24 protein-coding genes are annotated in these 25,088 nt (G+C 67.6%); 12 read left to right on the forward strand and 12 right to left on the reverse strand.

The features are described from left to right. Window positions 1-103: 103 nt before the first annotated feature. The 3 genes from OU994_RS24060 to OU994_RS24070 are packed head-to-tail and all read right to left on the reverse strand — an operon-like array spanning window position 104 to window position 3,954. Window positions 104-517: a hypothetical protein gene (locus tag OU994_RS24060; RefSeq protein ID WP_281607999.1), complete on the reverse strand. Its 414-nt coding sequence runs from the start codon at window positions 515-517 to the stop codon at window positions 104-106. Then, window positions 514-2,394 (reverse strand): signal peptide peptidase SppA, encoded by a 1,881-nt coding sequence (sppA, locus tag OU994_RS24065; protein WP_281608000.1) that lies wholly within the window; start codon window positions 2,392-2,394, stop codon window positions 514-516. Before sppA ends, OU994_RS24060 begins: the two co-directional genes overlap by 4 nt. 48 nt (window positions 2,395-2,442) lie before the next feature. Beyond that, window positions 2,443-3,954, reverse strand: a complete 1,512-nt coding sequence (locus tag OU994_RS24070) for a sodium:solute symporter (protein WP_281608001.1) — start codon at window positions 3,952-3,954, stop codon at window positions 2,443-2,445. An 82-nt stretch (window positions 3,955-4,036) separates the two neighbouring features. Between OU994_RS24070 and dgt the strand changes: the two genes are divergently transcribed. Beyond that, window positions 4,037-5,254 (forward strand): dGTP triphosphohydrolase, encoded by a 1,218-nt coding sequence (gene dgt / locus OU994_RS24075; protein ID WP_281608002.1) that lies wholly within the window; start codon window positions 4,037-4,039, stop codon window positions 5,252-5,254. After that, window positions 5,247-6,314 carry an acyl-CoA dehydrogenase gene (locus tag OU994_RS24080; RefSeq protein ID WP_281608003.1) on the forward strand — a complete coding sequence of 356 codons (1,068 nt, stop codon included), beginning with the start codon at window positions 5,247-5,249 and terminating at the stop codon, window positions 6,312-6,314. The genes dgt and OU994_RS24080 overlap by 8 nt, the downstream gene beginning before the upstream one ends. Window positions 6,315-6,319: 5 nt before the next feature. Here OU994_RS24080 and OU994_RS24085 read toward each other — a convergent pair whose 3' ends face one another. Further along, complete coding sequence (locus OU994_RS24085) at window positions 6,320-7,360, reverse strand: PEP-CTERM sorting domain-containing protein (RefSeq protein ID WP_281608004.1); 1,041 nt, start codon at window positions 7,358-7,360, stop codon at window positions 6,320-6,322. A 188-nt stretch (window positions 7,361-7,548) separates the two neighbouring features. On the opposite strand from OU994_RS24085, the gene OU994_RS24090 reads away from it, so the two are divergent. Continuing rightward, window positions 7,549-7,875: a DUF3861 domain-containing protein gene (locus OU994_RS24090; protein WP_281608005.1), complete on the forward strand. Its 327-nt coding sequence runs from the start codon at window positions 7,549-7,551 to the stop codon at window positions 7,873-7,875. Here OU994_RS24090 and OU994_RS24095 read toward each other — a convergent pair. Next, a complete protein-coding gene (locus OU994_RS24095) occupies window positions 7,872-9,077 on the reverse strand; it encodes an MFS transporter (protein WP_281608006.1) in 1,206 nt (401 codons plus the stop codon). The genes OU994_RS24090 and OU994_RS24095 overlap by 4 nt on opposite strands. Before the next feature lie 109 nt (window positions 9,078-9,186). Between OU994_RS24095 and OU994_RS24100 the strand changes: the two genes are divergently transcribed. After that, window positions 9,187-9,414, forward strand: coding sequence for a DUF3820 family protein (locus OU994_RS24100; protein ID WP_281611705.1), 228 nt, complete (start codon window positions 9,187-9,189; stop codon window positions 9,412-9,414). Window positions 9,415-9,429: 15 nt separating this feature from the next. Here OU994_RS24100 and OU994_RS24105 read toward each other — a convergent pair whose 3' ends face one another. Then, the gene (locus OU994_RS24105; RefSeq protein ID WP_281611706.1) at window positions 9,430-9,843 is read right to left on the reverse strand and encodes a PPC domain-containing DNA-binding protein; all 414 of its coding nucleotides are present in this window, start codon (window positions 9,841-9,843) and stop codon (window positions 9,430-9,432) included. A 279-nt stretch (window positions 9,844-10,122) separates the two neighbouring features. Here OU994_RS24105 and OU994_RS24110 point away from each other — a divergent pair, with 279 nt between their 5' ends. Both OU994_RS24110 and OU994_RS24115 read left to right on the forward strand, forming a co-directional pair. Then, window positions 10,123-10,482: a KGG domain-containing protein gene (locus tag OU994_RS24110; protein WP_131148931.1), complete on the forward strand. Its 360-nt coding sequence runs from the start codon at window positions 10,123-10,125 to the stop codon at window positions 10,480-10,482. 388 nt (window positions 10,483-10,870) lie between these two features. Continuing rightward, window positions 10,871-11,620, forward strand: coding sequence for an IS1595 family transposase (locus tag OU994_RS24115; protein ID WP_281608007.1), 750 nt, complete (start codon window positions 10,871-10,873; stop codon window positions 11,618-11,620). A gap of 91 nt (window positions 11,621-11,711) precedes the next feature. Here OU994_RS24115 and OU994_RS24120 read toward each other — a convergent pair whose 3' ends face one another. The 4 genes from OU994_RS24120 to OU994_RS24135 all read right to left on the reverse strand — a co-directional run bounded on the left by OU994_RS24120 (window position 11,712) and on the right by OU994_RS24135 (window position 16,927). Further along, entirely contained in the window at window positions 11,712-12,656 is a 945-nt protein-coding gene (locus tag OU994_RS24120; RefSeq protein WP_281608008.1) for a DMT family transporter, read from the reverse strand. Between the two features lie 66 nt (window positions 12,657-12,722). Continuing rightward, window positions 12,723-14,921 (reverse strand): bifunctional diguanylate cyclase/phosphodiesterase, encoded by a 2,199-nt coding sequence (locus OU994_RS24125; RefSeq protein ID WP_281608009.1) that lies wholly within the window; start codon window positions 14,919-14,921, stop codon window positions 12,723-12,725. After that, window positions 14,914-15,876, reverse strand: a complete 963-nt coding sequence (locus OU994_RS24130; protein ID WP_281608010.1) for an EAL and HDOD domain-containing protein — start codon at window positions 15,874-15,876, stop codon at window positions 14,914-14,916. Before OU994_RS24130 ends, OU994_RS24125 begins: the two co-directional genes overlap by 8 nt. Before the next feature lie 130 nt (window positions 15,877-16,006). Beyond that, entirely contained in the window at window positions 16,007-16,927 is a 921-nt protein-coding gene (locus OU994_RS24135) for a LysR substrate-binding domain-containing protein (RefSeq protein ID WP_281608011.1), read from the reverse strand. Between the two features lie 140 nt (window positions 16,928-17,067). Here OU994_RS24135 and OU994_RS24140 point away from each other — a divergent pair, with 140 nt between their 5' ends. From OU994_RS24140 to OU994_RS24165, 6 genes are all read left to right on the forward strand, one after another. Next, window positions 17,068-17,769, forward strand: coding sequence for a pirin family protein (locus OU994_RS24140; RefSeq protein WP_281608012.1), 702 nt, complete (start codon window positions 17,068-17,070; stop codon window positions 17,767-17,769). 234 nt (window positions 17,770-18,003) lie between these two features. Then, a complete protein-coding gene (gene ribA / locus OU994_RS24145; RefSeq protein ID WP_281608013.1) occupies window positions 18,004-18,663 on the forward strand; it encodes a GTP cyclohydrolase II in 660 nt (219 codons plus the stop codon). A 118-nt stretch (window positions 18,664-18,781) separates the two neighbouring features. Further along, on the forward strand, window positions 18,782-20,200 hold the full coding sequence (locus OU994_RS24150) for a serine protease (RefSeq protein WP_281608014.1): 1,419 nt from the start codon (window positions 18,782-18,784) through the stop codon (window positions 20,198-20,200). Beyond that, complete coding sequence (locus OU994_RS24155; RefSeq protein WP_281608015.1) at window positions 20,197-21,198, forward strand: FHA domain-containing protein; 1,002 nt, start codon at window positions 20,197-20,199, stop codon at window positions 21,196-21,198. The genes OU994_RS24150 and OU994_RS24155 overlap by 4 nt, the downstream gene beginning before the upstream one ends. Window positions 21,199-21,214: 16 nt before the next feature. Further along, window positions 21,215-21,814, forward strand: coding sequence for a biliverdin-producing heme oxygenase (locus tag OU994_RS24160; RefSeq protein WP_281608016.1), 600 nt, complete (start codon window positions 21,215-21,217; stop codon window positions 21,812-21,814). Further along, window positions 21,811-23,988: an ATP-binding protein gene (locus tag OU994_RS24165; RefSeq protein WP_281608017.1), complete on the forward strand. Its 2,178-nt coding sequence runs from the start codon at window positions 21,811-21,813 to the stop codon at window positions 23,986-23,988. Before OU994_RS24160 ends, OU994_RS24165 begins: the two co-directional genes overlap by 4 nt. A gap of 12 nt (window positions 23,989-24,000) precedes the next feature. Here the strand turns inward: OU994_RS24165 and OU994_RS24170 are convergent, their stop codons facing one another. Together OU994_RS24170 and OU994_RS24175 are read right to left on the reverse strand one after the other, a co-directional pair. Then, a complete protein-coding gene (locus OU994_RS24170) occupies window positions 24,001-24,417 on the reverse strand; it encodes a VOC family protein (protein ID WP_281608018.1) in 417 nt (138 codons plus the stop codon). Then, window positions 24,414-25,070 carry a TetR/AcrR family transcriptional regulator gene (locus tag OU994_RS24175; protein ID WP_281608019.1) on the reverse strand — a complete coding sequence of 219 codons (657 nt, stop codon included), beginning with the start codon at window positions 25,068-25,070 and terminating at the stop codon, window positions 24,414-24,416. Before OU994_RS24175 ends, OU994_RS24170 begins: the two co-directional genes overlap by 4 nt. Window positions 25,071-25,088 lie beyond the last annotated feature (18 nt).

A 25,088-nucleotide genomic window follows, 5' to 3' on the forward strand; every position in this document is an offset into this window, starting at 1 on the left:
GTCCATGAATCGGACATCGCTGGCCGCAATGGCCATGCTCCCTGACCCGGCAATGCCGGATGACAGCGCGGCCGATACCCTGCCGGGCCGCTACCGGCCAGCGTCAGGCGTGCGCCGGGCCTGCCGCCCCCTCCTCATCGAGCCACTGCGCCAGGTGCAGCAGCACGCCGGCCGGATCCCATACATACGTGACCAGGGCGCCGTAAGGCTCGCGCTTCGGCGGCGCCAAGCGCGCGCCGCCGAAGGCGCCGGTGTCGAGCAGCGCTTTGACCTGCGCATGCGCCGCCGCGGCGTCGTCCACGGTGATGTGCAGCATGGTGTTCTCGACCCACTCCTTCGCGTAGGCGTTCTGCAGGTAGAAGCAGTGGCCGCCATTGGCCAACAAAGCCAGGCTCGCGTCCTCGTACTCGACCTGCCAGCCCAGCGCCACGTAAAACGCCTTCGACACGGCGAAGTCGGCGGCGCCAATGAAAGGCCGCACGTCGCGCACGCGCAGGCCGGCCGGCGGCGGCGTCATTCCGGCACGCCGCACAGGCAGTGCGTCAGCGCCATGAACGGTTTCTTCTGCGCCGTCATCTCGTTCAGCCAGTTCAGTTCCTTCACGACATGGCCGGCCATGCCGGCCGGGATGCCGGCCGGTGCCAGCACGCTTCCCACCTGCCGCGCCACGGCGGCGTCGACCAGGTCGGCGACGGCCTGCGGCGCGCCGAAGAAATCGAGCAGCTTGTCGAAGCGGGTGGTTTCGCGCTCGATGTAGACGATGCGCGGGTCGGCGCCCAGCTTGGCACGGCGCGCAGCCGAACGCACCGCGTCGTTGAAGCTGCCCAGCGTGTCGACCAGGCCGCGGTCCTGCGCCTGGGCGCCGGTCCATACCCTGCCCTGCGCCACGGCGTCGATCTTTTCCGGCGTGCTCTTGCGGGCTTGCGCGGCCTTCGTCGTGAATTCCGCATACACGTGGTTGATCGACGATTGCAGCAGCTGGCCGAAGCGCGGGTCCATCGGGCGCGTCGGGTTGCCGGCATCGCCCAGCCAGGTGGTGGGCTGGCCGCCGCTGTGGATACCCAGCTTGTCCATCACCTTGTCGAACGTGGGGAACAGGGCGAACACGCCGATCGACCCGGTGATCGTGGAAGCGTCGGCGATCACCTCGTCGGAAGCCATCGAGATCCAGTAACCGCCCGACGCCGCCAGGTTGCCCATCGAAACGACCACCGGCTTGCCGGCCGCGCGCGTCAGTTCCAGCTCGCGCCGGATCAGTTCCGAGCCGAAGGCGCTGCCGCCGGGCGAATCGACGCGCAGCACGATGGCCTTGATATTGTCGTCCTCGCGCGCCATGCGGATCAGGTTCGAGGTCGACAGGCCGCCGATCGAGCCCGGCGCGGCGATGCCGTCGCCGATCTCGCCGACCGCCATCACCACGCCGATCGCGTCGCCGGACAGCCGGGGCGCCAGGCGCGCCAGGTATTCGTCGAAGCCGACCTGGCGGAACGACTTGTTCTCCGGGTCGGGCACGCCATGCTTGAGCACCAGCGCGCGGATCTCGTCGCGGGTCTTCAGGCCATCGACCAGCTTGATCCCCTGCGCCAGCCGGGCCAGGTTGCCGCCGTGCTGTTCCATCAGTGCCGGCAGGTTGTCGATGCCGCGCGCGATCGTGCCGGAGGGCAGCTTGCGGGCCTGTTCCACGTCCTGCAGGTAGCGGTTCCACAAGTCGTTGTTCAGGTAGGCTTCCGCTTCCATCGCGGCGGGCGACGGCCCGTTGGCCACCAGCGGCTCGGCGGCGCTCTTGAAATTGCCCACTTTCAGCAGGTTCACCGTCACGCCCAGCTTGTCGAGGGCTTCCCGGTAATAGGTGCGGTACTTGCCGTAGCCGTCCAGGATCACGGTGCCCATCGGGTGAAGGTAGACTTCACTGGCGTGGGCGGCGATCTGGTACTGGCCCTGGTTGTAGTTCGAGCCCCAGGCCACCACCCGCTTGCCGCCGGCGCGGAAGCGGTCGATGGCCGCCGCGATCTCGCGCTGCATGGCCGGGCCGCCGCCTTCCATTTCGTCGACCAGCAGCAGCGCGCCGGCGATGTCCGGATCGCGGGCCGCATTGTCCAGCACCCGCAGCACGTCGCGCAGCTGGATGTAGCGGCGCACGTTGTCCTCGCCGAGATTGGCCAGCGCGGCCAGCTTGGCGCCGCCCGGCGCCTGCTCGACCAGCTGGCCGTTCAGGTTCAGCACCAGCATGGTCTTGTCGCCCAGCGGCTTGGCGCCGCCGCCGAAGATCGCATACAGCAAGGCAATGACGATCACCAGGAAAATCAGGTTCATCACGGCGCGGCGGCTGGCATCGATGAAGCGCCACACGCGGCCAAGGCCGCCACGGACGTAGGAAAACACGGATCGGGACACGGGCAACTCCGGAGAATGTTGAAAAGGTAACGCTATACTTGAACTGTATCAGTTTGCGTCTGTTGCCGTGGCACCGGCGGCTCCGGTGCCTTCTTTGCCCTTGCCACGGCTTCCGGGTGAGGAAACCAGCCACAGCCCGGCAAACACGAACAGCCCGTTCACGACCAGCAGTTCCAGCCCCAGCCTGTACGTGCCGAAGAACAGGTGCTGCCAGTGTTCCAGCAGCGCGCACTGCAGGGGCCCGGCGATCACGACGGCGGGCACCAGGCGGTCGCGCACCACGCGGCGCGTCAGCAGGCCGAAGCCGAACAGGCCCAGCAGCGGGCCGTAGGTGTAGCCGGCCAGCTTGAGGATCACGCCGATCATGCTGGCGCTGTCGATCCACTTGAACACCATGACGAGCAGCAGGAACAGCGCACAAAAGCCGAGATGCACGCGGTGCCGCCAGCGCATGGCCGTCCGTTCGTCCAGCGCCTGGGCTGCCTGTCTGCGCTGCATGCCCAGCAGGTCGATGCAGAACGACGACGTCAGCGCCGTGATCGCGCCATCGGCGCTGGGGAACAGCGCCGACACCAGGGCCACGAAGAAGATCAGCTGCATCGCGGGCGGCAGGTGCTCCGTCACGATGGCGGGAAACAGCCTGTCGCCGGTGGCCGTGACGCCGGCCTGCGGCGCATACAGGTGCAGCAGGCCGCCGAGGAACAGGAACAGCCCCAGCACGATCACCAGGATCAGCGTGAGCAGCAGCATGTTCTTCTGCGCACCGGCCAGCGTGCGCACCGAGATATTCTTCTGCATCATCTCCTGGTCCATGCCGGTCATGGCGATGGTGATGAAGGCGCCGGCGACGACCTGCTTCCACAGGTAGCCGGGGCTGTCGACGTCGAAGTCGAACACCCGCGCCAGCCCGGCCGCCCGCATCTGGTCCAGGCTGTCCGCCACCGACAGGTCCATCGCATGCAGCAGGAACCACACGCAGGCGGCCAGGCCGGCCAGCATGCCGGTGGTCTGCAGCATGTCGGTCCAGACGATGGTCTTCACGCCGCCCTCGTAGGTGTACAGCAGGATCATCAGGAGGATCACCAGGTTGGTGGCCCAGAACGGCACGCCGAGGCGGTCCAGGATCGCCGCCTGGAGGATGTTGACGACCAGGTACAGCCGCGCGGTGGCGCCCAGGGTGCGCGAGACGATGAAGAACGCCGCGCCGCTCTGGCCGGCGCGCCGGCCCAGCCGCACCTCGAGGTAGTGGTAGATCGACGTCAGCTTCAGCCGGTAATACAGGGGCAGCAGCACGAAGGCCACCACCAGGTAGCCGATCACGTAGCCGGCCGTGATCTGCAGGTAGCCGAAGCCGTCTCGCCCGACGGCACCGGGCACGCTGACGAAGGTGACGCCGGACAGCGTAGTGCCGACCATGCCGAACGCGACCAGCGCCCACCGGGAGTTCTTGTTGCCGATGAAAAAACTGGCATTGTCGGCGTTGCGGGACGTGGCCCAGGCCACCGCCAGCAGCAGGCCGAAATACACGAAGATGACGAAAAACAGGAAAGCCGGGGACATGCTTGGAACATCCAGAGTGTGAATCGGCAGCAATATACACCGGCGGCCGGCTACAATCGGCGCAGCAGAAAGAGGAACCACCATGTACAGTGCCGCAACACGACAATTCGCACGCGAGCAGGAAGCGCTGATCCTGCCGCTGGAAGTGCGCGTCCATGCGCAGGCCGATGGCCGCGCCGAGGGCCGCGAGGAATGCATGCGCGACTACGCGCGCGTGCTGTATTCATCGTCGTTCCGCCGGCTGCAGGGCAAGATGCAGCTGCTCGGCGTGGACGCCAGCAACTTCAACCGCAACCGGCTCACGCACAGCCTGGAAGTGGCCCAGATCGCCCGTTCGATCGCCGCCGACCTGGGACTGGAACGCAGCGTGGTGGCGGAAACCTGCGCGCTGGCGCACGACCTGGGCAATCCGCCGTTCGGCCACTATGGCGAACGCATCCTCGATGAACTGGGCAAGGAACACGGCGGCTTCGAAGGCAATGCGCAGGCGTTCCGCATCCTGCGCACGCTGGAGAAGAAGCACCATGCCTACCCGGGCCTGAACCTGACGGTGCGCACGCTGGCCGGCATCACCAAGTACTTCCACCGCCGCGCCGACAATCCCCGGAAGTTCCTGTACGACGAGGATTTCCATTTCCTGTCCGGCGAGCTGGCACGCCATGGCCTGGCGATCCGCAAGACGATCGATGCGCAGATCATGGACCTGTCCGACGAGATCGCGTATGCCGCCCACGACCTGGAAGATGCGATGAGCTTCGGCATCATCACATGGGGCGAGATCCTGCACGAGTTCCGCATCAGCCGCGACTTCGCCGATGCCTTCGAGCCGTTCTCGCGCATCGCCCACGGCGCCCACGAAGAGGCGCTGAAAAGCGAGGCGCAGGCCAGTTCGGAGGAATACTCGATCGTGCTGCGCAAGGAAATGACGTCGCAGATCGTGCACGAACTGTGCCGCGACATCGCCGTCATCGATGGCGCGCACGGCCAGGAACTGGGCTACCGCAGCATGGGGCCGCTGGCACGCGGCCTGAAGACGCTGCTGTGGAAGGCGATCCTGCGCAAGAAGGATGTGCAGCTGTACGAGAAACGGGGCGAGAAGATCATCCGCGGCCTGTTCGAGGTGCTGACCGACCGGCGCTACAACCGCGACAACGTGCTGCTGCCGGCGGAACTGCGCTGCCTGAAGGATTCCCGCGAACGGCTGGTGCTCGATTACCTGGCCGGCATGATGGACGTGAACGCCGCCGTCGAATATGAAAAGTATTTCGGCAAGGGCAGCCTGGAGCGCATCTATGGATGACGGCGCGATCGGCGGCGCCGGCGATCCCTGGCGCGAGGCCGAGCTGGCAGGCTTCCTCTTGCCGGAACAGCAGGCGCGCCTCCATGCGCACGGCTGGCTGACGATGCTGGCGCCGCGCGCCGCCGGCGGCGCCGAGCTGCCGCTGCCCGAGGTGGTCCGGCTGGAAGAGGAAATTGCCGCCACCGATGGCAGCCTGGGATGGGTGGTCACGCTGTGCGCCGGCGCCGGCTGGTTTGCCGGCTTCCTGCCCCCTGCCCTGGCACGCGGGATCATGGCCACGCCGGGCGTGTGCCTGGCCGGCAGCGGCGCGCCGACCGGCTTCGCCGATATCGATGGCGACGATGTCGTGATCACCGGCCGGTGGGACTACGCGAGCGGCGCGCCGATGGCCACGCACTTCACGCTGAACGCCGTGCTGCGCGAGCGCGGCGAAGTGCTGCGCGACGAACAGGGCAAGCCACGCATCCGCGCCTTCATCGTGCCGGCGCGGCACGTGGCGCTGGAGGCTTCGTGGCAGGCGATCGGCCTGCGCGCCTCGGCCTCGCACGCCTACCGCCTGGATGGCGCGCGGATACCGGCCAGCCACGGCTTCACGATCGACGCGGCCCATGCGACGGCCGATGGGCCGCTGTACCGCTTCCCGTTCATGGCGCTGGCCTACGTGACGCTGGCCGCCAACCTGCTGGGCATGGCCAGGCATTTCCTGGCGCTGGCCGGGCCGCTGGTCGCCGCGCGGCGCCAGCATGGCAGCGGCGTGCCGCTCGGCGAAGTGCCCGCGGTGGCGGCGTGCCTGGCCCTGGCGCGGGAGGAACTGGCCGAACACCGCACCGCCTTGTACGAAGTGCTCGACCGCGCGTGGGACGCCGTGGTGCGCCACACGCTTGCGGACGAGGCGGCCCTGCAGCGGGTATCGCTGCAGCTGGTGGATACCTGCCGCCGTACCGTCGACAGCCTGTACCCTTGCTGCGGCCTGCAGGCGGCGCGCGAAGATGCGGAGATCAACCGCGTGTGGCGCGATTTTCATACCGCCACACAGCATGCGCTCTTGCTGCCCGACTGAGGTGGTCAGTCGCGGCGCCTGCGCGCGTGGCCGTACAAGGCGAGGCCACCCAGCAGCAGCATCGCGTACGTGGAAGGCTCCGGTACCGGCGTGAGCATCACCAGGCTGTCGCAATCGCCGTTGATGCACCTGGCCGTCAGGATTTCGCCGTGCTCGTTGACGGCATCCACGCCGAAGGTCAGGCCGGACGCCCCATCGACCAGGTCGGCGATGCGGGTGATGGTGTCGCCCTCGACGATCACGGCATTGAAATCGTGGTCACGGCCATAGATCCGGCCGGCCGAATCGATATGGAAGATGCGCGACAGGTAGTCGTAGTGCTCGATGCCGCCATCCTTGATGACCCAGGCCCGGCTGCCGAACCAGTCCGTTTCAGTCCCGAGTACATGGCCGAGCTCGGAAATGCCGCTGATATTGTTGCTGAATTCTCCGCGGACGAGTCCACCAAGGGTGGTCATCGTGCCGTTTTCCCAGAGGAACGGCACGAAGCGTTCGTCGGTATCTCGCGTCACTCCTGCCACTTGTCCCTGGTCATTGATTGCGATCCCATACGTGTCGCCATTCGAACCCAGCATACCCAGGTCCACCGTGCTGCCGTCCGCATTCACGATGTAGCTGCCGTTTACGTCCCCTTTCCTGTCGGTACGAACATAGTTGACCAGCACGGTTTCGGCATTGTTGATGTCCCGGGCTGTGCTGAGGAGATCCTGCGATCCGCCGATATCGCGGTATACGCCGTCCCGCATCACGAAGGCTCGGTAGTGCCAGGAGTCAAAGGTTGTCGTTCCGACAAAAGTGTTCGCGTCATTGATGGCCCGCGGTGTGTGTTGCCCCGGCAACGCGATCGGCATGGCAGTAATGCCATCCCGGCTGAACATCAGCGGAGCGTTGATGCCGTAGTCATAGCCGATGCCGATCCCGCTATTGTTCATGCCCTGCACGTTGTAGGAACCGAGATCGGCGACCACCGTCATCGTATAGTCCGGTGCGGCCACTGCCGGCAGTGTCGCCAGCGAGAAACACAATGAAACTGCCAGTTTGCGCATGAGTTTCGACTCCATTGATTGAAATACATGCAATGTATGCCATCAATGTGGCTTGCTGCCTGCAAGTGTTGTCCGGACACCACCTGGCCGCTTCGCGCCAGCGCGCATGCCCGTGCGGCAGGCGGCCGCCGCTCCGCGAGGACCGCTGATAAGCTCCAGTCTTGTCATGCGTTCACCCGGAGAAGCCGATGAAACAGCACCGCTACCGCATCACCGTCGAACACCTGCAGGACCCGGGCGGCAACCCGGTCACGCGCGATCCGCTGACGTTCGAGACCGGCAACCACGACGACCTTTTCGCCATCGTCGAACGGATGCGCGGGCGCGGCGATTTCGACGCGGCGACCGCCACGTCGCTGGCCGTCGGGCTGAAGCTGTTTTCCGAAGTGATGCTGGAGAACCGGGACCACCCCTTGTTCACCGAATTGCAGCCGCATTTCAAGCAGTTCATGAAGCACCTGAAAAAAGGACCCGCGACACCGGGCGAGTCCTCTCCGGACCCCGAAACGCCTTAATGGGCTGCCGCGTGCACCGGTTTGCCTGACACGGCCGGCCGCGGGTCCTGCCGGTCCAGCCGGCCGGACAGTACCGTCAGGCCGTAAGCCACCAGCACCACCAGCGCGCCGATCCAGCCGGTATGCACGAGGCCGAGCCGGTCGACGATGTGGCCGCCGCCCCAGGCACCGCCGGCAATGCCGAGGTTGAAGGCGGCGATGTTCAGGCCCGATGCCACGTCGACGGCGCGCGGCGTGTGGTGTTCCGCCTGCCGCACCACGTAGACCTGCAGGCCGGCCACGTTGCCGAATGCCACCGCGCCCCACAGCAGGACCGTCAGCACCACCAGCCACGGGTGCGGCGCGGTGAAGGTCAGCACCAGCAGCACGGCCGCCAGGCCCAGGAAGATGATCTTCAGTGCGCCGATCGGGCCGCGCCGGTCGGCCAGCCTGCCGCCCCAGATATTGCCGGCCGCCACCGACACGCCATACACCAGCATCACCGCGCCGACGGCGCTCTCGCCGAAGCCGGCCATCTGCTGCAGGATCGGCGCGAGGAAGGTGAACGCGATGAACGAGCCGCCGTAGCCGACCGCCGTCATGGCATAGACCAGCAGCAGGCGGGGCTGCCCCAGCACCCGCGCCTGCGCCAGCAGCGAGGCCGGCCTGCTGTGCTGGATGTCCTTCGGCACGAACAGCAGGCTGCCGAGGAAGGCGACGACACCCAGCGCCGAGACGGCCAGGAAGGTTTCGCGCCAGCCGAAGTGCTGGCCGATGAAGGTACCCAGCGGCACGCCGGTGACCAGCGCCACCGTCAGCCCGGTGAACATGATGGCGATCGCGCTGGCCGCCCTGTCCTTCGGCACCAGCGAGGTGGCGATGGTGGAACCGATCGAGAAGAAGACGCCGTGCGCCAGGCCGGTGAGGATGCGCGCGGCCACCAGCGACTCGTAGCCGGGTGCCTGCCAGGCCAGCAGGTTGCCGGCGGTGAACAGCACCATCAGCGCCAGCAGCAGGATCTTGCGCGGCAGCTTGCCCGTGAGCGCCGTCAGCACCGGGGCGCCGACGGCCACGCCCAGCGCATACAGGCTGACGAGCAGGCCCGCCGACGGCAGTGTGACGCCCAGGTCGGCGGCGATGGTGGGCAACAGGCCGACGATGACGAATTCGGTGGTGCCGATGGCGAAGGCGCTGATGGTCAGCGCCAGCAAGGCGATGGGCATGGATGACTCCTGTAAAGTGACGGATGCCGTGCAGTATCACGGAAGTCATTCTTTCGAAAAATACCCTTTCAAGCAGAAGTTCTTTGACCCACGCGCAACAATCGCCACCATGAATAGTGAAGCCCTTGCCCTGCTCCTCGTCCGTGAAATGCCATATGGGAAATACCAGGGGCGCAAGCTGGCCGACCTGCCCGGCCATTACTTGGGCTGGATGGCCCGCGAGGGGTTTCCCCGAGGCGAGCTGGGGGCGCTGCTGGCGCTGATGTATGAGCTCGACCATAACAACCTGCGCGGCTTGCTCGATCCGTTGAGGGCCAGTCGTCCGGCTGGCCGGTAACGGGGGCAGGCTTCGTCAACCAGGGATCGACGGTTCGTCGCCGGCACTGCGGACGACGAGCTCGGGATAGCCGGTCGCGGGATCGACCTTTCTGCCAAAAACGTGCGCCGGCAGTACGGCCGCCAGCAACTCCACCGTGGTGCGCACCGTGCAGCCGGGAGCGACGTGGCCGCCGAGCACCTGCCCATCCGCGTCGGCGATGGTCATGTGCAGGTGCGCGCCATCCGGCGACACGGAGCCGGCCAGCGTGAGGATTTCGATATCGCCCACCAGCTCATCGGCTTGCGGCCGGCCGGCGAAACGCAGCCGCGCGACGGACAGCGAGCCGATGCCCTGCAGGACAAAGGCCGCGCCATGCGGCCGCAGCAGCGCTTCGATGGCGCCGCGCACGTCATCGCCGGGGCCCAGCCGCAAGGGCTGCGCATGCATCGCGACAGGGACCTGGCCGGCCTGGGAAGGAAGGGAAAACGCTGGCGTTGCAGAGGAAGTCATGGGGTTCCGGCAGGGCTATGAATGTTACATCATCCAATTGCTGTGTTACTTTTCCATGCGGCGTTGTCCTACAAGGCACTGTCCTGACCTCTTATAAAAACGTCCATCCGATGGGCCTAAGATGAGCGCTCCCTTACACGACTTGCACGCGGTTCCAGGCGTGACGACAGGTCAGGTAAAGGATGTGCAATGTTCATCACATTCAAGGAGATAACCATGGCATCTAAAGAAGGCAATAACCAGGGCGGCAACAAGGGCAACAACCAGAGCGGCGATACCAGCAATCGCGGCTTTGCCTCCATGGACCCACAGCGCCAGCGCGAGATCGCCTCCGAAGGCGGCCGTGCAGCGCACGCTTCCGGCAATGCCCACGAGTTTACCTCGGAAGAGGCACGCAAGGCCGGCAGCATGAGCCACAAGAACGACGGTAATCGCCAGAGCGGCAACCAGGGTTCCAGCGGCGGCAATCAGGGCAGCCAGGGCAACCAGGGGTCGAGCGGTGGCGGCACCCGGGGCGGTACGCCCGAGCAGCATGCCCAGGCCGGCCGTCAAAGCCACAAGAATGACAAGGGCTGAGCGCTGAGCGCTTTCCCGCCGCGCCAAGGCGCAATTTCTGGCCATTCGGAAATATCGAAAGCCGCTCCACGGAGCGGCTTTCCCGTTTTTATCCGCGGCGCTGTGAGCGGTAATTAAGCGAACTTCCCGCCGGAATCGCGGTCTGACTTCCTGTTGAGATACTTCATGTATATCAGGAGGCGGCATGGGCACGGCGGAGGTTCGAGTACTGATCGAAGCATTAATGCAGCAACCGCTTTCAGAAGATCAGGTCGCGTTGCTGCAGGGCTTTCTTGCCTGCGTCGAGCAACCAGGGCAGTGCCATCGCCTGATCGAGGAAGCCGCCGGAAAGCCGCCGTGTCCGCATTGCGGCCGCGAGAAGTCTCACCGTTGCGGTCAGGCTAGTGGCTTGCAGCGCTATCGCTGCGTGGCGTGCCGGCGCAGCTTCAACGCCTTGACCGGTACACCGCTGGCCCGTCTGCGCCTGCGCGACAAGTGGCTGCAATACCTGCAATGCCTGATCGAGTCGACCCCAGTGCGCTCGGCGGCCAAGCGCGTGGCGGTGGCCAAGTCGACCAGCTTTCGATGGCGCCACCGTTTTGTGGCCGCCATTCTCCGGGCGCCCCGTCCGCAGCTGTCTGGCATCGTCGAGGCCGATGAAACCTACCATCTGGAATCACAGAAGGGCTCGCGCCACCTGGACCGCCCGCCCCGCAAACGCGGCGGCAAGGCCAGCCGGCCCGGCATCAGCAGCGAGTTGGACTGCATCCTCGTGGCTCGTGACCGCAACCGGCAAACGTGTGACTTCGTCACGGGCCGCGGCCCGGTCAGCGCCGGCCAGTTGATGAAACACCTGAAGCCCGTGCTGGCGCCCGATGTGCTGCTCGTGACCGATGCCGCCAAGGCGTACCAGGCTTTCGCCAAGCAGGCCGGCATCACGCACGAAGCAATCAATGTGCGTGCCGGAATCCGAGCGCGCGGCGCACTGCATATCCAGGGTGTCAACGGATGGCATGGCCGCTTCAAGACCTGGCTGCGGCGATTCAACGGTGTCGCTAGCCGCTACCTGGCCAATTACACCGGCTGGCTACGCGTGCTCGATGCCGCCGTGTTGACGACACCGCGGCAATGGTTACGCATTGCCGTGGCGCCAGCCTAGGGTCGTCGGCTCATTGTCGCGCCCGGCATGCAAGAAAGTTCCGTGACCACCGGCAAGGCTATTCAACGCGAACAGCGCCTTTCTACCCCATTCACCGCGATGCCTCCCCGGCCACCGGCGCACGCCGCCACCCCGGCAGTTTCACCAAGCCCATCGTCAGTGCGCAGCCGGTCAGGATCACGCCGCAGCAGGCCGCCATCCGCGCCGTGAAGGGTTCGTCCAGGAACAGGCCGCCCCACAGTACCCCGAACGCGGGAATCAGGAACAGCGCGCTCATGGCGCGGCTGGCGCCGAGGCGCGCGACCATGCCGTAGAACAGCACGTAGGCAAAGGTGGTGCACAGCGCGCACAGTGCCAGCAGCGCCGTCCAGGCATGCGTGGACGGCATCGTGTCCGGCCAGGTCACCGCCATCGGCATGGCCAGCAGCGCGGCGGCCGCGACCTGGCTGCCGGCGGCCACGGCCACCGGCGGCACGTGCGCCAGGTAGCGCCGGGTAAAGTTGCCCGTGAAGCCGTACAGCATCGTCGCGGCCAGGCAGGCGACGCTGGCCGCCAGCGTTTGCCACAGCGGCCCCTGGCCCAGGTGCACCTTGTCCGCCACCAGCAGCAGCACGCCGGCGAAGCCGATGGCCAGGCCAGTCATCCGCTGCACCGTCAGGGCCTCGCCGAGCCAGATGGCACCGATCAGCGCGGCGAACAGCGGCGTGGTCGACGACAGGATGGACGACAGTCCGGCCGGAATCGCCAGCGCGGCGAAATTGAACAGGAGGAAAGGCAGCGCCACATTGGTCACGCCGACCAGCGCAATGCCCTTCCAGTGCCGCAGCGCCGTGCCGCCCAGGCCCTGCCACAGCAGCAGCGGCAGCATCATCAGCGCCGCCAGCAGTGCCCGTGCGCCGGCCATCGCGACCGGCCCGAAGGCCGGTGCCGCGATGCGGATGAACAGGTACGATGCGCCCCAGATCGCCGCCACCAGCACCAGCTGGCCCGCGTCGGCGCGCCTGATGGCCGCGCCCGCCGCATCCGTGGTTTCCATGGTTCCCTCGTCTGTGATCGAAGGACCATTCTCGCCGTGCCGGAGGCTCTTTCCAAGAGCCAGCGTTCAGCGATCCGGTGGAGCCAGCGCCAGGCGATGGCCATCGCCCATCATGCGTTCGAAATCGGCGGCGGGGATCGGCTGGCTGAACAGGTAGCCCTGCAGCTGGTCGCAGCCCAGCTCGCGCAGGAAAGCCATCTGCTCCCGCGTCTCCACTCCTTCGGCGACGATCTCCTGCCGCATCTGCTGGGCCATCGTGACGATGGCCCGCGCGATCGCGCAGTCATCTTCCTCGTGCGGCAAGCCGGTGACGAAGGCGCGGTCGATCTTGAGCGTGCTGATCGGGAATTTCTTCAGGTACGCCAGGCTCGAGTAACCGGTGCCGAAGTCGTCCAGCGCCAGCGCCAGGCCCATCGCCACCAGCTCGTTCATGATCGCGATCACGCTGTCGGCGCCGCGCACCAGCAGGCTTTCGGTGATCTCCAGCATCACCTGCCCCGGGTCCACGCCGTGGCGTTCCAGCGCGTCGGCCATGCGCTGCGGCAGGCCCCGGTCGAACTGGCGCGCCGACAGGTTGATGGCGACCGGCGGCATGGCCAGGTCCGCCTCGCGCCATCGCCGGATCTGCCGGCAGGCTTCCTCGATGACCCAGTTGCCGAGCTCCATGATCAGGCCGGTTTCTTCCGCCACCGGGATGAACACGCCCGGCGAAATCAGCCCGCGCACCGGATGGCGCCAGCGCAGCAGCGCCTCGGCGCCGACGATCCGGCCGCTGCGGAGGCTGACCTTGGGCTGGTAGTACAGCAGCAGCTCGCCGTTCGCCAGCGCTTCGCGCAGTTCGCTTTCGATGCGCCGGTGCTCGTTGACGCGCTGGTTCATCTCTTCGGAAAAGAACAGCAGCGCCGGTTCCATGCCGGTGCCGGCGCGCGCGGCGGCCACGTCGGCGCCGCGCAGCAGCGCGCCGGGTTCCTGCGCATCCTCGGGCCAGACGGCGATGCCCACCTGGGTGCCCACTTGCAGCGCGTGCTTGCCGACGGCGACCGGCGCGGCCAGCACGTCGACCAGCTTGCGCGCCACCAGCGCGGCGTGTTCGCGCCGTTCGATGCGTGGTAGCGCGATGGCGAACTTGCCGCCGCCCAGCCGCGCCAGGATGTCGCCCTCGCGCAGCCGTGAGCGCAGCAAGCGGGCCGCCTCGACCAGCAATGCATTGCCCACGTCGTGGCCCAGCGTGTCGGCGATGGCGCCCAGCCGCGTCACTTCCACGACCAGCAGCGCGCCGGGTTCGCGGTTGCGCCGCGCCTCGGTCACCGCCTGCCCCAGCAACTGCATCAGCAAGCCCTGGTTCGGCAGGCCGGTCAGCGGGTCGTGGCTGGCCATGCGCTGCACGCGCGCCTCGGCATCCTTGCGCACGCTGATGTCGGTAAACAGCGAATAGCTGTGGCTGATCGTGCCCGCCTCGTTGCGCACGGCGCCGACCACCACGGCCTGGGGGAACAGCTCGCCATTCTTGCGGCGGCCGACGATTTCGCCGCGCCACGGCGCCGCGCCGCGCAGCACGGCCCGCACCTGCGCGGGGAGCCCTGTGTCATGGGAGCCGGAGCGCAGCAGGTCGGGCGTCCTGCCGATCGCCTCGGCCATCGTGTAGCCGGTGATGCGGGTGAACGCACCGTTGACGGAGACGATGCGTTCATCCGCATCGGTGACCAGCACACCCTGGTCGGTGTCTTCGATGATACGGGCATGCAGGCTGGCCTTGTCGGCAGCCGGGAGGCGGTCCTCGACGCGTGCCAGCGCCACGTGCATGCCGGCCGGATCGCCCATGCCATCCTTCACCAGCGTGATGGCGAGACGTACGCGGATCGTCTCGCCGGATTTCCTGCGGCGGACTACCTCGGCGCTGGCCCGGCCGGTTTCCCCGACCAGTTCGGTAATGCTGCCTTCCTCGTCGTCGTCCGTGTACAGGCACAGGACATGCCGGCCGAGCGCTTCCCCGGCCGTATAGCCGAACATGCCGGCGGCGCCGGCGTTCCAGGCGGTGATGTAGCCGGCCAGGTCGAGCTCCAGCGCGGCCTCGCCGGGTTCGGCCGCTTCGGCCGCTTCGGCAACCTTGGCCGCTTCGCCGGGCGCTGGCTGGCCAGCCGCCGCGCCGGCCAGTTCGCCAAGCTCCCGCTCCAGCTCGCCCAGCGTACTCGCCAGGGCGGCGCCCCGCAGCGAGCGGGCCGCGCGGCACAGCGCCAGGCAGCGCGCGATCACCGTGTCATCCATGGGAACCGCCCGTTACGCCGCAGGTCACGGCCAGCATCCAGTCGCTGGCGTCGGCCACCATGTCGTTGAACTCTGTGGCAGACAGCCGGGCACGGTCGAGCGCGGCGCACACCGTAGCGAACTCGGCCCGTTCCGCCGCTTCCACCAGCGCCAGCAACGCGCCCAGCTCGCCATGGCGATGCAGCAGCGCGCGCTGCACGCCATCGTCGATGGCCAGCGGCGCCAGCACGTCGGCCAGCGGCGCGCCGAACAGCACGCCCAGCAGCGAAAACATGCCGGCCATGAATGCCAGCTCCTGGTGCGGCCGGTCCAGGCCGGTGGCGCGGGCCAGCAGTTCCATCAGCCGTGCCCGCACCGATACCCGTGCCAGCAGCACTGCCGACCGTTCATCGCCGCGGGCGGCGAACAGCATCAGGTTCAGCCAGCGGCGCAACTGCTGGCGGCCCAGCAGCAGGATGGCCTGGGAAAAGCTCAGTACCTTGCGGCCATTGACCAGGCCGAGCGAATTCACCAGCCGCAGCAGGTGATACGACAGCGTGGCATCGTGGCGCAGCAGTTCCTCGATCTCGCAGGTGTCCGCATCCGCGTTCACGCGCTGCACCAGGCGCAGCGCCAGCGCCCGCGACGCCGCGCCGTTGCCGGCGGGCCGCTTCGGCGGCGCCAGCGCCCAGTCGCCCTCGATCCATTGCACATGGCCGGGCAAGGTGCCGGCAAGGGCCGTGTCGACACGCGCGGTGCGGCCGGAAGGCAATTCGTGCCAGCCCGCCTGCCGCAACGGCGCGGCAAGGGACTCGGCCAGCTCGGTCCGGTAGAAACAGGCGGTTTTCGCCGCCAGGCCAAACAACGGCTGGACGGGGCCATGCTGCTGGCCAGCGAGGTGGCCATCCGTGACCAGCAGCAGGCCGGCGGGTTTGCCATGGCGATCGGCAAGCAACTGCAGGAAGAACATAGTCATGGGCAAATCCCTGGAAGGCGCTGAGCGACGAACAGGATCTTACCCTTGAACAATTGGCGACAGTCAACAGTTACCGCAACTCAATATCACGAAAGTTCTTTGCTTCGCGCGCCTTATTGACGCATCGCAATCATGCTGCGGGAAGGTGCCGGCACATGCGGTCGAACAGCGCGCCGGCACGCATCCGCGCCAGCCACCATTGCAGCGCGGCGCCGGTTTCGCCGGTGCGCCAGGCCAGATAGAACGTCTCGTCCGGTTTCGGTTCCTCGACCTCCTTTTCCACCAGCAGGCCGGCGGCGATCGCCGCGCGCGCGCAGGGCTCGGGCAGGAAGCCGAAGCCCAGGCCGGCCACCTGGTACTGCACCTTGGAGGCCATGTCGGGAACTGTCAGCGTATCCTGCCCCAGCAGCAGGCCGACGGTGCGGGGAGCCATCTGCCGCGCCGAATCCGCCATCGCCACGGCACGATGCTGCTGCAGGTGCGTGCGCCCCAGCCGGCCTTCCACCGCGGCCAGCGGGTGGGACGGCGCCACGGCGAAGACCCAGGCCAGCGTGCCGATGGGCTCGGATACATAGCCGCCCCCGGCGGGGCCGTCGCCCGGGGCGCCGACCACCAGGTCGACGCGCCGGTCCAGCAGGGCTTCCCACGTGCCGGACAGCGCTTCGCGCACGATGCGCAGGCGGGTCTGCTGGGCGACTTCGTAGAAGGCGCGGATATCGTCGCCGAACGCCAGGCTGGAAAACATCGAATCGTGGCCGATCGCCAGCTCGGTTTCCCAGCCGGACGCCACGCGCCGCACGCGGTGTTCCAGGTCTTGCGCGGCGCGCAGCAGGTAGCGCCCTTCCTTCAGCAGTTCGCGGCCGGCTTTCGTCAACTCCACTTTCGGGCCGTTGCGCTCGAACACCTGCACCCCGAGATCGTCCTCGAGCTTGCCCACCGTGTACGAAATGGTCGAAGGAACGCGGTGCAATTCCTTGCCGGCCGCGGAAAACGAGCCGCGGCGGTCGATCGCATCGACGATCTGCAAGGCTTCAAGGCTGAGTCTGAGCATATTCGATTTTTTCGATAATACAGGGGTAAATTTTCCGTTTTTTTAATCGTTTGCGCCCGCCTATACTCTCTTCATCCGAGCTGACAACACACTGAACGGTGTGTTCGAAACGATCGCAAACAACAATCAAGGAGCATATCATGCAAGAAGTCCGTCGCAGTGAAGAACGCGGTGCCGCCAACCACGGCTGGCTCGATTCGCGCCATACTTTCTCGTTCGGCCATTACCACGATCCGCGCCACATGGGCTTTGGCCCGCTGCTGGTGATCAACGAGGACAAGGTGATGCCGGGCCAGGGCTTCGGCACGCACGGCCACCGCGACATGGAAATCATTTCCTACGTCCTGGAAGGCGCGCTGGAACACAAGGACAGCATGGGCAACGGCAGCGTGCTGCGCTACGGCGACGTGCAGCGCATGACGGCCGGCACCGGCGTGCGGCACAGCGAGTTCAACCACTCGTCCACCGAGCGCGTGCACTTCCTGCAGATCTGGATCCAGCCGTCGGAAACCGGCATCGCTCCGGGCTACGAGGAAAAGCACTTTTCGCCGGACAGCAAGCAGGGCAAGCTGCGCCTGATCGCCTCGCCCGACGGCCGGGACGGCTCGGTGGTCATCCACCAGGATGCGCGCATCTACGCCACCATCCTGGACGAGGCGGACAGCGTGACGCACGTCCTGGACGATGAGCGTACCAGTTATGTGCACGTGATCCGCGGCACGGTCAGCGTCAACGGCACCGCGCTGAAAAGCGGCGACGCACTGAAGATCACCCGCGAAACGCAGGTGAAGCTGGACCAGGCCGAGGCGGCCGAGGTGCTGGTGTTCGACCTGCCGTATTGATGCCAGGCCAGGCTTGATGTAACGGCGAGCCCGTCCCCACCGCGGGGCCGGGCACGCTGGCTGGACTCCTCCGGCGGGCAGGAACCCTGTTGTGATGGCTTGCAACAACGGGGCCGTGTCCGCTTTCCTGCCTGGCCCCGGGGTAGCCAGGGCCCCGGCCGGCCGCCGCCGGGCCGAAAGCACAATTTTTGTTATGATGAGGGGCTATACCGTCCCTATCAAAAGAGCTTAGCCATGCAGCCCGTTGCTGAAATTCCCGTTGATCCCGCCGCCGATCTCGAATACGTCACCTCGTGCGCGCTGCCCACGCCGTGGGCGGAGTTCACGCTGCATGCGTTCATCGAACATTCGACCGGCAAGGAACACCTGGCGATGGTGCTGGGCGATATCGGCGATGGCGCGCCGGTGCTGGCGCGCGTGCACAGCGAGTGCCTGACGGGCGACGTGCTGTTTTCCCAGCGCTGCGACTGCGGCGCCCAGCTCGAAGGCGCGCTGCAGCGCATCGCCGCCGAGGGCCGCGGCGAGCTGCTGTACCTGCGCCAGGAAGGCCGCGGCATCGGCCTGCTGAACAAGATGCGTGCCTACCGGCTGCAGGAAGCGGGTGCAGACACGGTGCAGGCCAACGAACAGCTCGGCTTCAAGCCGGACCAGCGCAGCTACGAGCTGGTAGCGCCGATGCTGCACCAGTTCGGCGTGCGCAGCCTGCGCCTGATGACGAACAACCCCCGCAAGATCGCCGCGATGGAAAAGCTGGGCGTACCCGTGGCCGACCGCGTGCCGCTGCTGGTCAACCGCAACGTGTTCAACCAGCATTACCTGAATACCAAGGCGCAGAAACTGGGGCACATGATGTCGCCCGTCGTGGCCACCGCCACGAGCGATGGGGAGCAATGATCTTTCTATCAAGATCAGCAAGGAAAAAGTAACCAAGCGTAACGAGCGGGCCCGCGACGCCCCCGGCCGGATTTCCTGAGGTACACTCTTCGTTGTCGAAAAGTAGTTCAGGAACTGCATGAAACCCACCCGGCTTGCCGCAACCGTTCAATTCGCGATCACCGTGACCTGGGGTGCCGCCGCAGTGGCCGCGCCCGTTCCGCCATCGGCACCAGCGCTGCCGGGCATGCAAGCCCCGCCCGGCGCCGCACCCGCGCCGCGCCGCGTGCCGGCGCCGGGCGCGCAAGGGGACTCCGCCCCGCTGCCCACGCCCTCTTCCGCCGCGCAAAAACTGTACGCGGCGGCCAAGGCCGACCTGCTGCAGGTGCGTTCGCTGCTGAAAAGCGGCCGCACGCAATCCTCGGTGGGCTCCGGCTTCCTGGTCGGCACATCGAACCTGGTGCTGACGAACTACCACGTGGTGTCGCAATTCGCGCTCGACCCGGAAACCTATACGGGCGAATGGGTCGATACGTCGGGCCAGCGCGGCAACATCGAGTTGCTGGCGGTCGACGTGCTGCACGACCTGGCGGTGGTGCGCGTGAACCGCTACGGCACCGGCTTCTTCAAGGTGCCGGAAAACGCCGTTGGCCTCACCCAGGGCCAGTACCTGTACTCGCTCGGCAACCCGCTGGACCTGGGCTTCGCCATCTCGGAAGGCGCCTATAACGGCGTGATCTCGCGCAGCTTCTACGACCAGCTGATGTTCACCGGCCCGATCAACTCCGGCATGAGCGGCGGCCCCAGCGTGACGGCCGACGGCCAGGTCGCCGGGGTCAACGTGGCGAAGCGGCTGGACGGCGAGCTGGTCAGCTTCCTCGTGCCGATCCGCTACGCACAGCGGCTGCTGAAGCAGGTCGGCGAAAAAGCCGTGGCACCCAAGGATTTCACCGCCGTCGTCACGCAGCAGCTGCTGGCGCACCAGAAGGCGATGGTCGACCAGTTGCTGGCCGGTCCGCTGACGAAGAAGACCATGGGTCCCTACGAAGTGCCGGTGCGGGAAACCGAACAGATGCGCTGCTGGGGCAATTCCAGCGCCCAGGTCACCTCGCGCACCGAGAAGCCGTTCGCGGTCGATACCACCAGCTGCACGATGGAGTCGTCGGTGTTCGTCTCCGGTTCGCTGCAGACGGGCGCGGTCGGCATCCGCCACCAGTACCTGCGCAGCACCGGGCTCGATGCGATCCGTTTCGCGCAGCTGTCATCGAGCTCGTTCAAGAACGAATCGTTCGGCAGCTACAAGGACAGCCGGCTGACCGGCCCGCAATGCACCGAACAGTTCGTGACGAACGGTTCGCTGCCGATGCGCGCCGTGCTGTGCGTGCGCGCCTACCGCAAGTTCGCCGGCCTGTACGATTTCTCGCTGCTGACGGCCAGCACCGACGACGGCATGATGAACCTGCAAAGCCGGCTGGATGCGCGCGGCGTGTCCTACGAGAACGGCATGCGTACCGCGCGTGCCTTCCTCGAAGCGCTGGCGCGCACGGGTGTCAAATGACGGCACCCTACTTCATCGAGATCCTGGCCCGCAACGGCGACGTGCTGTCCCGGCAGCGCTTCGAAGCGCTGCCCGTCACGCTGGGCCGCGGCTACGACAACGACTTCGTGCTCGACGACGCGCATACGGCGCCGCGCCACGCGGTACTGGAACGGGACGGCGACGGCGCCCTCGTGCTGCGCGACCTGGGCAGCCAGAACGGCATCGTGCTGCACGGTCGGCGCCAGGACGCGGTGGCGCTGGACGGCACCACCGCCGTGCGGCTCGGGCACACGCGCCTGCGCGTGCGCGACGCTGCCTTCCCGGTCGAGCCGGAGCTGACGGATACCACGATGCATGCGTGGGAAGGCGGCGCGCCGGCGATGGCCGGGCTGGCGCTGATCGCCCTGTTCCTCGGCGTGGACGAGGCGCTGACCGATACCGAAGGCTTCCAGGCGATCCGCTACCTGCTGACGATCGCCACCGGCCTGGGCGCCGGCCTGGTGTGGAGCGGCGTCTGGGCGCTGGTCAACCGGCTGTTCGGCGGCCATGCGCGGCTCGGGCGGCACCTGTTCATCCTCGGCGCCGGCCTGGTGGCCATCGGCGCCTGGAAGGTGCTGTCGGCGGTCCTGGCATTCGCCTGGTCCGCCGAGATCTTCACGCGCTACGGCAACCACATGACGATCCTGATCGTCTGCGGCATGGTGTACTTCCACGTGCGCACCGTGCGCCCGCACATCTCGACGAGGCGGCTGCAGGTCGCCTGCGGCGTGCTGCTGGCGCTTGGCTCGGGACTGGAAATGATGAGCAACCTGCAGGGGACCGGACGCCTGTCGGATGAACTGTACATGTCGGTGCTGCTGCCGCCCGCCGTGCGCCAGAGCCCCGACCACAGCGTGGACGATTTCATGGGTTCCGCCGCGCGCCTGCGGCTGGAAGCCGATGCCGAGCGCAAGCGCGATGTGCCGGGCGACGAGACGGACGAACCGGACGAATCGGACGGCGACAGTACCGAGTGAACGATACAATCACGGGATGACCGCCGAACGCATCGACATCCTCGCCGCCTTGCGCGACGCAACCGCCACCCGCCACGCCGAGCTGGATGGCGGCATGCCGCTCGCCCGGCCGGCGCCCACCCTGCAGGACTACCGTGACCACCTGGCGCTGCTGCGCTGCTGGCTCGTGCCGATCGAGGCCTGGCAGGCCCGTTTCAGCGACGGCCCGCAGGATGCCGCACTGCTGCCGCCACAGCCCCACCTGCCGCAGATCGAGGCCGACCTGGCCCACCCGTCGCTCGATGGCGCCGGCCCGCGGCTTGCCGCCGCGCCCTGGCATGGCGGCGACAGTGCCGACTATCGCTGGGGTGTGTCGTACGTGATCGAAGGCTCGCGCCTGGGCGGCGCGGTGCTGTACCGCCGGCTGGCGGAGCGGCTGGCACCGCATCCGCTGCGCTACCTGCATCCCGGCGTGCCGCCCGGCCCGCGCTGGCAGCAGTTCCTCCGCGCGCTGCGCGAGCATGTGCACGGCGAAGCCGCGGTGGCCGAAGCGTGCCGCGGTGCCTGCGATGCCTTCGACAGCCTGATCGCGCTGCGCCTGGCCGCCACCGCCGCGCCGGCGCGGGCCGCCGCATGAGCGAGGCGCCGGCTCCCCGGGCGCAACCGCCCCAGCCGGTCGGCCTGGACAACTGCGCCGACGAACCGATCCACATCCCCGGCCTGATCCAGCCGCACGGTGCGCTGCTGGCGTTCGCGGCCGACGGCACTCTGCGCGCATGGAGCGCCAACGTGGCCGGCCTGCTGGGCATCACGCCGGCGATGGGTATTCCCTACACCGGGCTGGCGCTCGAGGCGGGCGTGGTGGAGCAGTTGCGCGCCTGCCTGGAAGAAGGCGCCGACTCGCCGACCGGCATCGAAAGCCGCGGCAACGGCCATACCTTCGATTGCGTCGTGCACGGCAACGGCACGCAGGCGATCGCCGAATTCGAACTGCGCCAGGTGGCGGCCGATGCGCTGGCCGCTTTCGCCCTGAAAGCGCACGCGGCGATCGAACGGCTGCGCCGCCAGCGCTCGATCGAGGCGCTGCTGCGCCATGCCGTGGAACAGGTGCGCGAGATCACCGGTTTCGACCGCGTGATGGCCTACCGCTTCCGCCACGACGACAGCGGCGACGTCGTCGCCGAAGCGCTCCGCGACGAGCTGAAGCCGTTCCTCGGCATGCGCTACCCGGCCGGCGACATTCCCGCCCAGGCCCGCCGGCTGTACACGATCAACACGCTGCGCCTGATCGCCGACGCCGGCTACACGCCGGTGCCGGTGCTGGGCGCGGCCAGCGATGCGCCGCTGGACATGAGCCATTGCGTGCTGCGCAGCGTATCGCCGATCCACATCGAATACCTGCAGAACATGGGCGTGGGCGCGTCGATGAGCGTGTCGATCGTGATCAACGGCCGGCTGTGGGGGCTGATCGCCTGCCACCACATGGCGCCGCTGCGCGTGCCTTACTCGGTGCGGATGGCGTGCGACGTGATGGCGCAGGTGCTGGCCGCCGCCGTGCAAAGCCTCGACTCGCGCGAGCGGGCCGCGCTGGCCGAACAGGCCGCGGTGGCGCGCACGCGGCTGATCGAAACGCTGCTGCAGGAGGACGACGTGCTGGCCGCGCTGGAGCGCCACGCCGACGAACTGGCCGGGAACCTTGCCGCCGACGCACTGGTGTTCGCGCAACAGGGCAAGCTGACGGCGCACGGCGTCGACGACGACCTGGCCGCGGCGATCGTGGCCTCGCTGCCGCCGGACGGCGACGAGATGGTGCACCGCTTCAGCCGCGAGCAATGGCCGGAAGCGCTGCGCGAACGCCTCGGCCCCTGGGTCGGCCTGCTGGCGCTGCACTTCGACCCGGCCACCACGGGCTGGCTGCTGGCATTGCGCAAGGAGCAGGTCGAGACAGTGCGCTGGGCAGGCAAGCCGGACAAGCTGGAAAAGACCGGCCCGCTGGGCCACCGCCTGACGCCGCGCGGCTCGTTCGACGAATGGGTGGAATCGGTGCACGACAAGGCGGTGCCCTGGGAATCGGCGCGCCTGATGGTGGCCGACCAGCTGCTGGGCGAGATGCACCGGGCCAGCATGGCGCGCCATGCCGAGACGGAAAAGGCACGCATGCAGTTGCTGGCGATGCTGGGCCACGACCTGCGCGATCCGCTGCAGTCGATCTCGATGGCCGCCTCGGTGCTGCAGCACGGCGCCCAGCCGCAGCAGCTGGGGCAGCGCATCGAGCGATCGTCCGGCCGGATGCAGCGGCTGATCAGCCAGGTGCTCGACATGAGCCGCCTCGACAGCGGCCTGGGGCTGGCCATGCGCAAGACCGAGGTCGACCTGTCGAAGGCGCTGGAAGACCTGCTCGACGAAGCGCGCATGGCCCACCCCGGCACGATCTACCATGCCGCGATCGAGCCCGAGGTGCATGGCTGCGCCGATCCGGACCGGATGGCGCAGGTGATCAGCAACCTGCTCAGCAACGCGCGCCACCACGGCGCCAATGGCCAGCCCATCCTCGTTTCGCTGCGCGCGGTAGAAGGGCAGGCGGTGCTCGAAGTGCGCAACGACGGCGCGCCGATCGCGCCCGAACTGGCCGCGCAACTGTTCAATCCCTTCAAGCGCATGGCGCTGCAGAACCGTGCCAACCGCAGCGGCATGGGGCTGGGCCTGTACATCGCCGAGAACGTCGTCAAGGGGCATGGCGGCAGCGTCACGTACCGCTACGAAGCGCCGCACGTGGTGTTCCGGGTGGCGTTCCCGCTTCGGCCGGCCTAGCGGGCGGCGCGGCTATCGGCTGGCCGGGTAAGGCGCGCCCTTCAGCTCCACCGTATTGCCCTCCGGGTCCGTGATGTAGATCGACGGCCCCTCGCCTTCGGCGCCGTAGCGCGCTTCGACCGGCCCGCTGGCAACGCCGAACCGCTCCAGGTGCGCGCGGATCGCGGCTTCGTCGAACGGCTCGACGCGGAAACAGAAGTGGTCGACATTGCGGCCCTCCTTCCCCGGCGGCGCGCCGCCCATCCGCCCCAGCTTGCCGTCGACGGGTACCAGGTCGACCAGCGCGCTGCCGGCGCGCAGCTGCACCAGGCCGATCTCGTCCTGCCGCCGCTCGACCGGACAGCCCAGCACCTCGGTGTAGAAGCGCATCATGCGCTCCAGGTCGACCACGCGCAGCACGATGTGGTCGAGTTCACGAATGGCGATCATCGGGCCTCCTGTTTTCCCGGCCATGTGGCCATGACGAAATCGATGGTGCGATGCAGGTCGTCCCGGGTTGCGCCGCCGGCGGCCTGCACCGCCATGCCCTGCACGATGGTGGCAACGAAGCTGGCCAGCTGCGCCGCGTCGGCGTGGGCCGGCAGGTCGCCTTCCGCGACCGCCCGTTCCAGGCGCAGGCGCAGGCGCTGTTCGCGCGCGCTGCGCAGTGCCACCAGTTCGTCGCGCAGCGGGCGCGCCTCGTCGCCGCAGGCCAGCGCACCGCTGGTGCCGAGGCAGCCGTGCGGGCTGTCGGGGCACGTCTGCACATCGGCCGAGCCGCGCAGCAGCCGCTCCACGACCTCGCGCGAAGTGGCCGCCTCCAGCGCCGCGTCGCAGAAGTCCAGCCGCGTGCTCTGGTAGCGCGCGACGGCGCGGCGGAACAGCCCCTCCTTGTTGCCGAACACCGCGTAGAGGCTGGGCCGGTTCATGCCCATCGCGGCGGTCAGCTCCGGCAGCGAGCTGCCCTCGTAGCCTTTTTCCCAGAACACTTCCATGGCGCGATCGAGTGCGTCGTCCTCGTCGAACGTGCGCGGGCGCCCCGTGCGCGGGCGGGCCGGCCGGGCCGGCGGCTCGCTTGCCTGATGCTTATCCAGTTCTTTCATACCGATCGGTTAAAAAAT

The organism is Pseudoduganella sp. SL102, from assembly GCF_027856995.1.
Lineage (GTDB): Bacteria > Pseudomonadota > Gammaproteobacteria > Burkholderiales > Burkholderiaceae_D > Rugamonas > Rugamonas albidiflava.